The following is a 14,542-nucleotide window of genomic DNA, read 5'->3' as shown; positions in this document are numbered from 1 at the left end:
AGGGTAAGGATGTTGGAACCTTTTCCCGCTTAAAAACAAAAAGGGGTGTCCCAAGCAGCCGTTTTATGGCTTTTAGGACACCCCTTTTTTCTATGGATCAAGTCAGAACGTTGTCGTCTCGATTTCCCTGACGGGCATTACTTCGTGCTTCTGTTTACCAATTCACGCGGATTGGTGCCATCGTCTATCGTTAGCGGGGTAGGAGCACCTGTAGCAATTCGCTCCCAAGGTACCATTTTAAAGTTCTGATTTAGCTTTTTGCCGTTTTGGAGATTTTCGTCATCTTGTGCAACGAAGATACCATGAGGGAAATTCTTGCCTAATCCGTAGCCAAGAACATCAATACCGTCTGTGACAGACGTACCATCTACGGTAGGGCTGTCGCCGATCGTGAAGTTGCTAATATAGGCATTGTCGCCTTGTCGTTCATAGATCGCATAGCTGCTGTTGCCTTGACTGGAGGCCATCAGGTACCCCTTGCCGTCCTTGCCATAATACAATGTGAGTCCCTCTATGTCATCGTGAAGTCTACGTCCATCTGCAATATCAACACGTTGCAGCGGCTTGGATGAACCGTCTGGCTCGGCGCTATATTTCCAAATGGCGTAATCCTCTTCAGCAATGTACAGCGTACCATATTCATCATCGGCGACCATGCCCTCGGATTGCGTAGCCAGCTTAAACTGGCGGACAAGCTTGCCGGCAATTTTGCCGTTTCCGTTGTCAGTCAACTCATATTGCTCGAATTCGCCCTCTTTGCCCAAAACGAGCGCGTAAAACTTATCTGTCTTGAGGCTATGGTATAAACTAAATCCATATACTTCTTTCATGGTTGCTTTAATAGGTTTGCCAACCACGTTGGTCAATGTTCCTGATTCACCATCAATGGCAAAGATATCGATCGTATTGTTGGTTCGATTGGTTGCGCCTGCAATATCGATCTTTTTACCGCCCAGTGTAAAACCGTAACGAAGATCCACGTTGTTCATTTTTCCGACTTTGATGTTCTGCAGTTGCTTGCCATCCAGATCATAGACTAAAATTCCGCCGCCTTTATTGGTAGCTAAAATTCTGCTCTTCTCCGGATCAACCGGATTGAGCCAGATCGCAGGGTCATCAGCTGCATCTTCTCCATCTTCCACGGCTTCTGTTTCGACAGAGGGGGTCACTTTATAGGTGGGAACTGCGTCTTTAGGATCTGCATATTTGCTATTTTCTGCTTCAAGCGCAGTAATCACTTTTGTAGGAAGATATACATTTCCATTGATTATTTTAATTTCACGGTCTGCTTTTCCGGTTTGGCCGGCTAGACGATATTGCTTCTCACCGACTGTAAAAGTTCCCACAATGCCATTTTTCAGCTTGACCAACACTGAATGGTCATCACTATCCCATGTAATAGTTGCCCCCAATTTATCTGCTTGTGTTCGTAGTGGTGCATACCCAGACGGTTGAGTGTCTGCCGCATGGATCAGGTCTGGTGATACCAGAATTCCTGTTAACATGGTTAATAATGCTAGTTTAGTTGACTTCATATGTATGCCCCTTTTCTGATGTAAAAATGATATAACCGACTCAGTATAAAGCGACAATATCAAAAGAATACAATCGAAATGTAAAAGAAATGTAAAAGAGACGTAAACATTCAATTGGTGGCTGGTTTCCAGTATTGCTGTCTGTAATTTTTCGGCGACATTCCGAATCTTTCCTTGAAGCACTTTGAAAAATAGCTGGCTTGGGAGAATCCTGTTTCCTCCGTAATTTGTTGGATGGACCAGTCGGTTTGCAGCAAAAGACTGCGTCCCTGATCCAGACGGTAGTCCATTAAATACTCAAGTGGTGTGCGCTGAAAGGTGGCCTTCATGCATCTAGCAAGATAATTTTGATGTACGTGAAAATGCGCCTCCAGGTCTTTATTAGTAATCGCATTTCTGTAGTTTTGTTTTAAGAAAATTTCGATCTGTTCAGCTAACTTGGAGGAACTGCTTTTATAATTCTCATCATATTCCAAACTCTGAAAAATATTCACAAATGTTTGTTGAGTCTCCCATAGAGCCAGCTTTCGGGTTTTTAGAGTAGAGGCTAGTAAATAGTCCAATTTGGAGAACAGCTCATGGGGATTAATTAATTTCTGATATTTGGGTAGATGGATGGTGGTATGTTCTGAGTGAAAATGCAGTTCAGGAATGGGGGTGCTAGGGATAATAAAATTCGGCGAGGATTGGGCACACCACATACTGTTGGTTTGAAAATGAAACCAGTAAAAGGAGGTTTGTTCTGTACATGCCTCTATGGGGAAATGGTGCTTGTCCGGCTCAAGAATGAGAGCATGATTTTCAGTTATCTTCCACGATTCATCTTCCTCACCGATGTGCAGTAGTCCTTCTTTAATGATAATTACGTCAAAATAACCCAAGTTATAGCGATTCGGATGCCAGTCCCCTTTTTGATATGTAGTAAAATTTCCCTCTATAAAATAGGGCAATGGAGGAACAAGGAAAGATAGAAAGTCTGTTTTGCTCATAGAAGTCAGCTCCTTTGTGTGTGAAATCGTATAAGTTTTAGTTAAAGATCGCGATTTTTTTTATAAATTCAGGTTGATAAAATAAGGACTGTAGCAAGGGGCGCTCAGGTTAGCCTGTTCGATATTATCATTACTTTATCCTTATTTTTTCAAAAATGAAAGCGTTCTATTTCCAGGAAGGGATGTTTATTCAATGAAAACGGCAAAGCCAGTGAAGCATGTCATCGTCGATGATTCATTTTGGAAAAAGTATAAGCAGGTTGTGGCGGAAGAGGTCATTCCTTATCAGTGGAAAGCACTAAATGATGAATTACCAGATACAGAACCCAGTCATGCGATTGAGAACTTTAGAATTGCGGCCGGTGAATCCAGTGGGGAATATTATGGAACCGTTTTCCAAGACAGTGATCTTGCCAAATGGCTGGAGACGGTCGCTTTTAGCTTAAGGGATCATCCCAATTCTGCGCTTGAAAAGCGGGCCGATGGAGTTATTGAACTGTTGGGAAGGGCTCAAGCTGAGGATGGGTATCTGAATACGTATTATCTACTCAAGGAACCCGATAATCGCTGGACGAACCTAAGAGATAATCATGAGCTGTATTGTGCCGGGCACTTTATAGAAGCGGCTGTTGCTTATTATGAAACGACAGGTAAGACGAAATTTCTTCACATTATGGAGAAATACGTAGACCTGATTCAGCAGACTTTTGGTACAGAAGAAGGGAAACGGAAAGGCTATCCGGGCCATGAAGAAATTGAGCTGGCCTTGATCAAATTATACGACGTAACGGCTAAGGATCAATATCTCAAATTAGCGCAATATTTTATCGATCAGCGGGGACAGCATCCAATTTATTTTGTGGAGGAGCAGGAAAAGAGAAAGCATATTCAAACAGAGCCCACCTGGAATGATGATAACAACATTAATTTCGGCCTAGGCTTTGAGTACCAGCAGGCACACCAACCTGTACGGGAGCAAAAAGAGGCCGTCGGCCATGCGGTAAGAGCAGTGTATTTGTATATTGCGATGGCAGACCTGGCTGCCAAAACAGGAGATGCTTCCCTGTTACAAGCATGTGAAACGCTGTGGGATAATGTCACGAACCACAAAATGTACATTACCGCGGGAATCGGGTCTACGGTGAACGCGGAAGCGTTCACTTGCCATCATGATCTTCCCAATGACAGCATGTACTGCGAAACTTGCGCCTCTGTAGGGCTGGCCTTCTGGGCTAACCGCATGCTGCGCTTAGCGCCGGACCGGAAATATGCCGATGTTTTGGAGCGCGCCTTATACAACGGAACGATCAGCGGAATGGATCTGGATGGGAAACGGTTTTTCTACGTGAACCCGCTGGAAGTCAATCCTTTTCAAAAATCGAGAAAAGATCAGGAACATGTAAAAACAGAGCGGCAAAAATGGTTCTTCTGCGCCTGCTGTCCACCCAATTTGGCGCGAATGATTGCATCGGTGGAGGACAATATGTACACCCAGACCGAGGACACATTGTATACGCATCTGTATATTGCCAGCAAGGTGAACATGACTTTATCTGGTCAAGAGGTTGAAATTATACAAACTCATCATTATCCGTGGGATGCGGATCTTGCTCTTTCGATCCATGTAACAGAGCCAACTGCATTTAAGTGGGCACTGCGAATTCCAGGGTGGTGCAAGCAGGCAGAGGTCAAGGTAAATGGGGAAGCTATCTCCATAGACCATCTGGAAAAAGGCTATGTCGAGATTCAGCGTACTTGGAAGGACGGCGATGTGGTCACTTTGCATTTGGCTATGCCGGTCGAGCGCATTCGGAGCAACCCGCTTGTCTCCATGAACCAGCAGCAAATTGCTCTCCAACGCGGCCCAGTCGTGTACTGTCTGGAAGAAGCGGATAATGGGGCGAACCTGGCAGGGCTAAGATTACCAAAGGATAGTCCTATTACAGAAGAGTTTAGCGAAAATCTGCTAGGTGGCATTGTAAAGCTGACCATAGAGGGACATCGGGTAAAAAGTTCGAATGCATTATACAGCTCGGAGCCCCCTGAACTTGTTCCTCAACAAATTACCGCTATTCCTTACTACGCCTGGTGTAATCGGGCCAAAGGGGAAATGCGTGTATGGGTTTATGAATCATAATTCATTCGCATGGGGAGAGGAAAGATCATGAGTACGAGAATTGTGAGTACGGAACCACCTGAAAAAGCAACCAGTACCGTTCCTTTTCATCGTAAAATCAGCTATTCGTTAACAGATACGGCTGGCAATCTACTATACTGTGTCATTTCCAGTTATCTATTATATTTTTATACAGATGTATTCGGTCTTTCTATCGGGATTGCCGGGACATTACTATTTATCACCCGTTTTATCGATGCCATTGATGCCCCGATCTGGGGCATCCTGATTGACCGGACCAAATCGAAATACGGTCAGAGCAGACCTTATTTTCTATGGCTAGCTGTTCCGTTTGCCGTGTTCATGGTCCTTACGTTTACGACGCCCAATTGGAGTGAATCGGGGAAAATTGCATATGCGGCCATCACTTATATCATAGCGGGTATTCTGTATACGGGAATCAGTACACCGATTACGTCTATTCTGCCTAACCTGAGCACCAACTCCAATGAACGCGTGATCTTGAACTCTTTCCGTATGGTCGGGGGAAACGTGGGCTTCTTCATCGCCACCACGTTCACCTTACCTCTGGTCGCCTTCTTTGGACAGGGGAATGACCAAAAAGGATTTTCTCTAACGCTCGTTTTATTTGGAATTATGGCAATTATTATGTTTTTCATAGCGTTCGCCGATTTGCGTGAAAATGCGGCAGTGAAAACGAAATCTGTTCCCATTGCTAAAAGCTTTACAGCCATCAAACGAAATTGGCCCTGGATGCTCGTTGTAGCTGCTAACCTGTGTTACTGGATCGGTTTGAATATTCGTTCTGCCACGCTTATCTTTTATCTGCAATACAATCTGGACAGTAAGGACTTGGTGCCTTTAATCAACGGACTGACCTCTTTGCAATTAATCTCTATGGTTCTGATTCCGTTTTTCGCCAGAAAATTAACTAAAAATACGATCATGATTATCGGATTGATATTAGCTGCATTAGGTCAAGTTGTGATTTTAATGGGAAGTACAAACTTAACCCTTATTATTGCTGGCTGGATCATTGGTGCATTAGGATCAGGCTTTGCGTGTTCTATGCCATTTGCCATGTTGTCCGATACAGTTGATTATGGGGAATGGAAAAATGGAATTCGGGCAAGTGGATTCCTGACTTCTATTGGAAGCGCATTCTGTATTAAAGCAGGTAGCGGAATTGGCGGATTATTGCCAGCATGGGTTATGGGTAGCACGGGCTATATTGCTGGAAAGGTTCAGACCCCGACTGCTTTGTCTGGCATTCAGTTCAGCTTCATCTGGCTGCCGTTTATCGTCTTCTTGATCGGAATTATCCCTATGTTTTTCTATAAGAAATTCGAAAAGAATGAAGCTTCTATTCAACAAGACTTAATTGCGAGAAGATCATAATCATTCTTATAACAAGAGGTTAATAACGTTTCATAACATGGTCATACTGCTTAAAAACCTGTTCATTAAGCTGAGCAGGTTTTTTCGGTTTTTTCTATTCAAATGTGAGCAAAACCATTGACAGGATTTTCTTTTAGAGTGATACTTCTATGTAGAGAAAAGTGTACAGAATCAAGAGCCAGAGACATCTAGCCTTGCAACTTTATACATTTTTTCGCCATGAAAGACTCTTCTGCTGAAGGGTTTTTTTCAATTTGATAAAAAAGAATGTGATAATATGAGTCAACTGAGTGTAAGGATGAGAACGCATGGCTTTCTGAATAGACATTTTTCAGGAGAGTCCATTGATTATCGGCAGATTATCGCCCTGTTTATCCCGCTTCTGATTGATCAGGCTTTTATTGTGGGTCTTAATTTGGTGAACACGGCTATGATTAGCTCGTCAGGAATGGCGGCGGTCAGTGCTGTAAATATGATTGATTCACTAAATATTTTTCTAATTAATGTATTTGTGGCTGTGTCTACCGGGGGGACGGTTGTTGTGGCGCAGTATAAGGGAAGCGGTAATGACCTTATGGTCTCTAAAGCAACCTCCGGTACCATATCCTCCGTTTCCTTGCTGGCCTTATGCATCAGTCTGTTTATGATCGTGTTGTACAATCCAATTTTAAGTGTGCTGTTTGGCTCCGCCTCGCCTGATGTATTGGCTAACGGCAAGGTGTACCTGCTGGGAAGCTGTATGTCTTTTGTAGGGATTGCGATTGTTGAAGCGGTATGTGGAGCGCTGAGAGGAATCGGCAAGACAAGGGCATCGCTGGCTCTTTCGCTTATCATGAACCTTTCGTACGTGCTGCTGAATGTCGTATTTATTAATTTGTTGGATATGGGTGTACTGGGCATGACGATTGCAGTCAATGTGTCCAGATATGCAGGGGCTGCCTGCGCGTTGATCTATTTGGTCAGGGTAGATGATGACTTGCGTGTTCAGCTTAGAGATATGCTTTATTTTAATCTGGCCATGCTTAAAAAGATCCTGTTTATTGGCCTTCCTTTTGCAGCGGAACAGATGTTTTTTAATGGGGGTAAAATTTTAACCCAAATTTTCATTGTGAACCTGGGGACCAATGCATTGGCGACGAATGCCATTTGCTCATCCCTAGCTAACGTGTTCCAAATTCCTGCGAATGCTCTGGCTCTTACAATTGTGACCGTGGTCGGTCAATGCATGGGGCGGCGAAATGTACACGATGCCCGCAAGTTTACCAAATCGTTTATTTGGCTGTCGTCCGCTTCGTTTATTGTAATGGGGCTGATCCTAATGCCTTTGTTTAAGCCGATGGTAGGGCTGTTTCACCCACCTGCTGAAATTGTAGATGACATTTTTATGGTCATGCTGATTAATACGTTGGCCCAGATTCCGCTCTGGTCCATCGCCTTTATCACACCCTCTGCGCTTAGGGCGGCAGGTGATTCCAAATTTACGTCCCTCACCTCAATGCTGTCCATGTGGCTATGTCGGGTAGTGCTCGGATATGTTTTGGGTATTGTGTTCAATTGGGGAATTGTGGGTGTTTGGCTGGCCATGGATATTGAATGGGGGGTGCGGGGGATCGTTTTCCTCTGGCGCTTCCGCGGCAACAAATGGGTTCAGCATCGATTGATCGACTGAATAGGTCCACTACTATAAAATTGACCTCGGGATGAGGCCTTTTATAGTAGTGGATTTTTTTCTAGACGCATATGGTTACGTGCGTATTACTCCATGCTGATCCCTATATTGCCTAACTGCGCTCCCTGCTGCATACGGTAAAAGGCTTGCGCCGTATCTTGTAGAGAGAAGACGCCGTCTATAATGGGACGAAGGGAATGACGCTCCATGAATTGGAGCATATCTGCGAATTCCTCGCTGCTCCCCATAGAGGTACCGATGATGCTAATCTGTGGGAAAAATATGGAGCGAAGTGGAATCTCTATGTGATCTCCTGAGCTTGCGCCAAATGTAACGATTCGACCATCCGGTTTGATGACATCCAGATATTTATCGAACGTAGCGGGTCCGATGCTGTCAAGGATCAGATCCACGGTGTCTCCGTTCATACTTTCTTTCCAATCGCTATCACTGTCGAATGCATGATGAGCGCCATGGGCGAGAGCAGCTTGTTTTTTGGCTTCGCTACGTGATGTGACGCTGACCTGTGCGCCCGCCGCTAAGGCCATAAGCATGGCATACGTGGCTACCCCGCCGCCAATACCGGGAATGAGGACATGATCCCCTTGCCGCAATTGGCCTCTAGTGAAGAGAGCGCGGTAAGCGGTCAAGGCAGACAGAGGCAGTACCCCTGCTTCTTCCCAAGACAGGTAAGCTGGCTTGCTGACGGCATTTTGAGCGGGAATGATGACCGATTCGGCCAATGTTCCATCCGAAGGACCGCCCAGAATGGCAGGAACCAAGGGAACGAGGTGCGTCTTTTCCCATCCGATACAAGGATTGATGATTACTTCAGTGCCAACCAGCGAGTTTGGAACGCCAGCGCCTATAGCTTCGATCACGCCTGCTCCATCCGATCCGAGAATGAGTGGAGCGTCGTTGGCGGTTCGATCCGCCATGAGGAACAGATCCCGATGATTCAAGCCCGCGGCTTTGAGTCTGACCTTCACTTCGCCGTGCCCCGGATGTCTGTCCGTAACGTCCTTATACATCAGGCCCTCAAGGCCGCTTTTGCCGGTATGTATTACAGCTTTCATTTTAAAGCCTCCTGTAGTCGATTTTAGATGCATTTGCATGTACTTTGAATTGTACAGAGCGGCAAGCATCCGGTAAAATGAACAAAATCGAACGTCAGTATCATAAATGATCATACCAAGCAGGTGATGTATATATGGAAAGCAGTGATTTGAAAATTTTTCGGGCGGTTGCTCGCGAGGGCAGTATCACAAGGGCTGCACAAGTGTTGAACTATGTACAGTCCAATGTGACCTCGCGGATTCAGCAGCTTGAGGCACAATTGAACGTACCGCTATTTCGTAGATCTAATCGCGGAATGACGCTAACATCGGCAGGAGAGAATCTGCTGGAGTATGCAGAATCCATACTGACCTTGCTCGACGAGGCAGAGAAGTCTACTCAATATTCGGATCAGCCTGCGGGACCGTTGCGACTGGGCTCGATTGAGACGACGGCGGTTACACATCTCACGACTTTATTGACGGGATATCACGCTCAATACCCTGATGTGCATCTGTCACTTATGACCGGGGGGACGCATGCTCTTGTACAAAAGGTATTGAATTACGAATTAGATGGGGCATTCGTCTATGGCCCTGTCGATGATCCCAATATAGAGCATATGGCGGCTTTCGAAGAGGAGTTGGTGCTTACTTCGGAACCAGGAGAAAGGGATATGAGCAAGTTGCTCGCCAAGCCTATGCTGTTCTTCGATATAGGCTGCACACATCGGGCAAGAGCGGAAAGCTTTCTGAGCGAAGCAGGTGTAGATGCGTATCAGACTATGGAATTTAGGACATTGGAAGTCATTTTAGGTGGTGTAGCCTCTGGCCTGGGGGTGTCTATGCTTCCACACTCGTCAATTGTAAAGGCGAAGGAGGCGGGAAGGATTGCTTCGCATCGTTTACCCGAAACATATAGCAAATTAGAGGTGTGGTTTGTTCATCGGCGGGATTCGGCTTACTCCAGTGCGCTGTCAGGCTTGCTCCACTGGATGAAAAAGGATGCTATACTTAACTAGGATTAAATTGACATCAGGGGTGTATCATTTGGAAGAACATCATTTATCGAAAAATCCATCTACAGTAGCACCGGGAGAATTTGTGAGGAATGGCGGCTATCAACGACGAGAACCAGATAGGATGGCGGTATTATCAGAGACATACGGAGCCTCTATCTTTTTCAGAAGATGGGCCGCCTGGATGATTGACTTCATTCTTATCGTCTTTGGGTATGGAGGGCTGGTTTATTTCGCAACGAAGAAACTATCTGAAACGGAAACTCCAAATCTGGGCATGGTAGTGATTCTCTTCTTGATTGGCTCTTTCTGCTATTATCTGTTACTGGAAGGACTTACAGGCTATACGCTGGGCAAGTTTGTACTTCGTATTCAGGTTGTGAATGGAGAAGGAAGGCCACCAGGCATGATTAAATCGTTGATCCGTACGCTCATATATCTGGTGGATACGAATCCGCTGCTTTTCTGGGGGCTGCCCGCCGGCATCTGTGTGCTGGTGACACCTCGGAAACAACGAATTGGAGATATGGTCGCCAATACATATGTAGTTAAGGTACGGGATTTGGGGAAGGTAGGCAGAAAGAAAAACGGAATTATTGCAGGAGCAATCATCCTGATGACGATCGCTTCGATTGTCTTGGCTGTATCCTTAATTTCTACGCTCATTACTCAAATCGTGAAGCCAGAGGTATTTATCAGTAAGGATAACCAGTTTGCAGTTACGGCTCCGTGGACTTGGTCACGAGATAATAGGATTAATGAGGAAGCGGATATTTCCATTAAAAATGAATTTACCGATAGATATTTGATTGTATTGTCTGAACCGAAAAGCGACTTTGACAGCAGTATGACCCTTCAAGAATATAAAGGGATCATTGAGGATCATTTGGTGTCAGGAATTACGGACCCTGAATTGGGGACCGCTTCAGATATGGTGGTGAACGGATATCCTGCCATTGAGTTTACCCTAAAAGGAGAAATAGACGGGAATCTGGCCATGTATAATGTGACCACGATTGAAACGCCTTCGCATTATCATCAAGTGCTTGCTTGGACCTACGCTTCCCGGTACGGTCGAGCCCAGCAAGAGCTGCGCAAGATTAGAGACAGTTTCCGTGAAATGAACATGATGTAACGTGAACATGAAGCAGCCACTATATTCGAAGTTATTAGGGTAAACAAAAAAAGCAGATAGCTCACAGGAGCATCTGTTTTTTTGTATTTAAGCTGAATTTAAAAGATGAACATCAAAAACGGAGCAGGCAGAATAGTGCTGTACAAGCAAAGCGGTGGCGATGGGAAGCACTATCCGCCTGCGTAGTGGCGTTATCGTAGATTTATATAGATCATTTGGTCATACAATAGAATGTCTGATCACTCGTAATCCAGCCACTTTCCCCACCTTGCCTTGTGGATGGGCTTTGAATTGAATTGTCACTTCATTTTTGTGGCTCGTCACAGACAGAGGCAACTCATAGGCAAACGTCTCGAATTTATTCATTTCCTCGGATTCCAGCTTGCCTTCTCCCAAATTCTGACCATCTGCGATGATGTCAAAGTCACGATGAGAGCGGTCGGAGTCCTTCAGATAGGTCACTGCTAATTGGACAGGCTCATCAGGGAGCACCTTCATGACAAAAGAGAACCAGCCCCCAGGCCATGTATCGCGATATTTGCGGTTATAGATGGACCCCAAGCCTACATGTTCGCCAGTAAAGGCATGATCCCGTTCAGGCTGCATTTCGGCAGGCTGCACAACATCCACTGTACGTCGTTCCAGTTCCAGCTGGTACGCTAACGCGGTACGGTATTCTGCCTCTGTTGATGTCCACTCCTCCTTGGAAAAGAGATCCCAATAAACGGTATAAGAACGATCATATATCTGATAAAACGGACGAAGCTGCAACTCTCCGATATAACCCAGGTCGCTTAGATGGAATGTATTCGGCTCGATCCTGTCAGCAGTCAGCTTGGTTGCCAAGGAATCAGCCGATCCGATCAGAACAGATGCCAGCAGACGTTCCTCGTTGGACTCCTGTTCAACAGGACCCAGATCTCCAGCCAGCACAAGTGGACCGTACATGAAGGCAATTCGTCGCGGATTATCTGGCATTTCCTCAACTCTTACTGTCATAGGAATATCGTACTCGACCGTATCCCCATCGTTCCATTCCCGTTCAATTACAATATAGCTGGTAGGACAAGCCTCTGCTGCATACTCTTCCCCGTTGATCTTAATCATCATGCCCTGCTCCGCCCAGTGTGGGCATCTTAGTTTGATCGTGAAGAACTTGGGCTCCTTGCTTATGACACGCAGCGTTCCTCGCCCATTTTGCGGAAAGAGAGTTTCTTGTTGGAGCTGTACATCCATTTCATCCCACGTCACAGTAGAAGGGACATATTGGTTAACATAGATTGTATTTGCTGTGTGAAAATAAATCGCGGTGCCGTACATAGAGTGACTTTCCATACCGGACCCGACACAGCATGTAAAATCCTCATATTGAGAATTGAAGGACTTGTGTCCACCCATCTCCAGCGATACAAAATAGCACACCCGTCCATCTACAGGCTGCTGTGAAGCCAGAATATGATTAAACATTGCTCGTTCATAGTAGTCGGCATAAGCTGCGTATGCGTCCCATTCGAACATATGTCTTGTTAATTTCAGCATATTGTAGGTGTTGCAGGTTTCACAGGTGCCTTCACCCAAACGATCATTCAGCTTGCCAGGTTCACCAAAATGTTCATTATAGCTATTGCCGCCGATTACGTAGGAATGTTTGTGAACCACCCGATCCCAGAAAAAGCGGGAGAGGTCCGCATATAGAGGTTTGCCTGTCACTTCGAACTGCCGTGCTGCACCAATGATCTTAGGAATTTGCGTATTAGCATGTCGTCCTGCCAGCGTATCGCGGCTGTCTGCCAGATCATTCAGCACTTCTCCATGATAAAAGCGTTCCGCCAGATTCAGAAAGCGTGTCTCTCCGGAATGTTCCGCCAGATCGGTCAGCACCTCGTTCATGCCGCCAAACTCGCAATGGAGCACCTGTTGCACCTGTTCATCGCTCAGTCCTTGGAATACATCCTCCAGCCAGTCGCCGAGTTTGATTTCCATCGCTAATGCTTTGGGATGATGAGCGAGCAGGTGGGCATCACGCAAGCCTGCAAAGAGCTTGTGCATCGTATATAGCGGTACCCAGCCTCCGTTAAGGTCAAAGCCCTGGGAACGAATATCTCCGGCTTTGACCTCTTCAAAAATCTCTTTCCCGCGCGGGATACCGGAAATGTATCCGTTTCCATGACTGTTTTGGCATATTTCCAACTCGTCGATCACATAGTTTACTCGCTCCAGCAGTCTTTTGTCACCTGTTGAGGCAAACATCAGCGCACAGCCAGACAGGTAGTGCCCAAGTGTATGTCCACTGATGCCGCGTGCTTCCCAGCCTTCATAATGAGCCGCTTTGGGTTCCAAGCCCGCATATTCACGAAAACGCGACAATAAACGGTCAGGTTCCAAACCCAGCAGATAGGTCGTATTCAGTTCCATAGCGTGGTAAAGTGGGCCGGAATCAATACTTACTTTATGCAAGTCAAAAGCTTGTGCTTTCAAAATCATCGCTCCTTAGCTAAGATGAAAGTGTATATTTCTCCACTACATTAGCATTGCAACCGCGGTATGTCAGTAGCTTAACCATACAATGGGTGGACAAATCCGAACATGAATCTAAAGAGGCGATAACATGACCTATCTGAAAGTGAATGTAGATACTCCGATCCAACTAATCTCGGCAGGCGAGTTTGTTTCCGAGGTGCCATGGAAACATATGAGCCGTTCCATTGAGAACTTTGAGTTGATCCTGGGTGTCCAAGAAACGGTATATATACGGGAGGAACAGGAGGATTTTGAAATAGGGGAAGGAGATATTCTATTGCTGTACCCCGGCCGTACGCACCGAGGATACCGGGAATCATTGCCGGGGGTTAAATTTTATTGGTTTCATTTCGATATGCCTGCGACCCCGAATGTATTATCTAGTGAGGAAATGAAGCAGGAAACAAGTGCTATGGACGGGTTTTTGCAGCGTCATGGCGTAATGCGCGATATCTATTTACCGCAAAGCGTACAGGCAGATAATGGAGATCGGATTCATATTATTGTCAATCAAATTTTGCATGTCGCCAACTCACATTATCTTACATATCACAGTGCTAACTATTTGTTCACCTCACTGCTGATCGAGATATCTGAACTGGCCCTCAGCCGCTTGATCTCCAATCCTGTCCATTCACAGGGGAATGTGAGCATGAACAAAATTATCGAGTGGACTCGAATTCATGCTGAGGAACCGCTGACCGTGACCGATCTGGCTCGGAAGTTCAATTACAACAAGGATTATATATCTCGTTTATTCAAGCAAAATACGGGCATGCGCCCCTTGGAGTTCATTCACAGTATTCGAATCAACAAAGCGAAGGAATTGATTTCCCGTACAGATATGAGCATTAAGCAGGTTGCGGAAGAAGCGGGATACACGGATGAGAAGTATTTTATGCGATTGTTCAAAAAGCGAGTCCATATGACTCCCTCACAATACCGGAATGCCTATCACAAAACATTTATGAACAATGTCTAGTCCATTTCTGCTTTACAGCAGGCATGGCTTATCAGACTATAATTTGATAATCTGATTTAAGAGAGATTTAATGAGAGCAATCAATACATAATACATTGTCAAA

General features: G+C 45.5%; 10 protein-coding genes. 6 read left to right on the top strand and 4 right to left on the bottom strand.

Translation table 11 applies throughout. The features are described from left to right. Window positions 1–137: 137 nt before the first annotated feature. Together C400_RS0118365 and C400_RS0118360 are read right to left on the bottom strand one after the other, a co-directional pair. Complete coding sequence (locus C400_RS0118365; protein WP_017427859.1) at window positions 138–1,535, bottom strand: phytase; 1,398 nt, start codon at window positions 1,533–1,535, stop codon at window positions 138–140. A 110-nt stretch (window positions 1,536–1,645) separates the two neighbouring features. Then, window positions 1,646–2,524, bottom strand: coding sequence for a helix-turn-helix transcriptional regulator (locus tag C400_RS0118360; RefSeq protein WP_016820150.1), 879 nt, complete (start codon window positions 2,522–2,524; stop codon window positions 1,646–1,648). A 193-nt stretch (window positions 2,525–2,717) separates the two neighbouring features. On the opposite strand from C400_RS0118360, the gene C400_RS0118355 reads away from it, so the two are divergent. The 3 genes from C400_RS0118355 (at window position 2,718) to C400_RS0118345 (ending at window position 7,728) form a co-directional block, all read left to right on the top strand. Next, window positions 2,718–4,661, top strand: a complete 1,944-nt coding sequence (locus C400_RS0118355) for a glycoside hydrolase family 127 protein (RefSeq protein WP_017427858.1) — start codon at window positions 2,718–2,720, stop codon at window positions 4,659–4,661. Between the two features lie 27 nt (window positions 4,662–4,688). Continuing rightward, entirely contained in the window at window positions 4,689–6,059 is a 1,371-nt protein-coding gene (locus C400_RS0118350) for an MFS transporter (RefSeq protein WP_017427857.1), read from the top strand. Window positions 6,060–6,336: 277 nt separating this feature from the next. Further along, on the top strand, window positions 6,337–7,728 hold the full coding sequence (locus tag C400_RS0118345) for an MATE family efflux transporter (protein WP_017427856.1): 1,392 nt from the start codon (window positions 6,337–6,339) through the stop codon (window positions 7,726–7,728). Window positions 7,729–7,814: 86 nt separating this feature from the next. On the opposite strand, the gene C400_RS0118340 is transcribed toward C400_RS0118345, so the two are convergent. After that, entirely contained in the window at window positions 7,815–8,804 is a 990-nt protein-coding gene (locus C400_RS0118340) for a zinc-binding dehydrogenase (protein WP_017427855.1), read from the bottom strand. Window positions 8,805–8,938: 134 nt separating this feature from the next. On the opposite strand from C400_RS0118340, the gene C400_RS0118335 reads away from it, so the two are divergent. Both C400_RS0118335 and C400_RS0118330 read left to right on the top strand, forming a co-directional pair. Beyond that, complete coding sequence (locus C400_RS0118335; RefSeq protein WP_017427854.1) at window positions 8,939–9,805, top strand: LysR family transcriptional regulator; 867 nt, start codon at window positions 8,939–8,941, stop codon at window positions 9,803–9,805. Then, window positions 9,789–10,937: an RDD family protein gene (locus C400_RS0118330; protein WP_026065471.1), complete on the top strand. Its 1,149-nt coding sequence runs from the start codon at window positions 9,789–9,791 to the stop codon at window positions 10,935–10,937. The genes C400_RS0118335 and C400_RS0118330 overlap by 17 nt, the downstream gene beginning before the upstream one ends. A 219-nt stretch (window positions 10,938–11,156) precedes the next feature. Here C400_RS0118330 and C400_RS0118325 read toward each other — a convergent pair whose 3' ends face one another. Further along, a complete protein-coding gene (locus C400_RS0118325) occupies window positions 11,157–13,415 on the bottom strand; it encodes a glycoside hydrolase family 127 protein (protein WP_017427852.1) in 2,259 nt (752 codons plus the stop codon). Window positions 13,416–13,545: 130 nt separating this feature from the next. Between C400_RS0118325 and C400_RS0118320 the strand changes: the two genes are divergently transcribed. Further along, window positions 13,546–14,439 carry an AraC family transcriptional regulator gene (locus C400_RS0118320; protein ID WP_017427851.1) on the top strand — a complete coding sequence of 298 codons (894 nt, stop codon included), beginning with the start codon at window positions 13,546–13,548 and terminating at the stop codon, window positions 14,437–14,439. The last annotated feature ends 103 nt before the right edge of the window (window positions 14,440–14,542 follow it).

This window comes from Paenibacillus sp. ICGEB2008, assembly GCF_000307675.1.
GTDB lineage: Bacteria > Bacillota > Bacilli > Paenibacillales > Paenibacillaceae > Paenibacillus > Paenibacillus polymyxa.
This window is presented reverse-complemented; position numbering and strand designations above follow the sequence as displayed.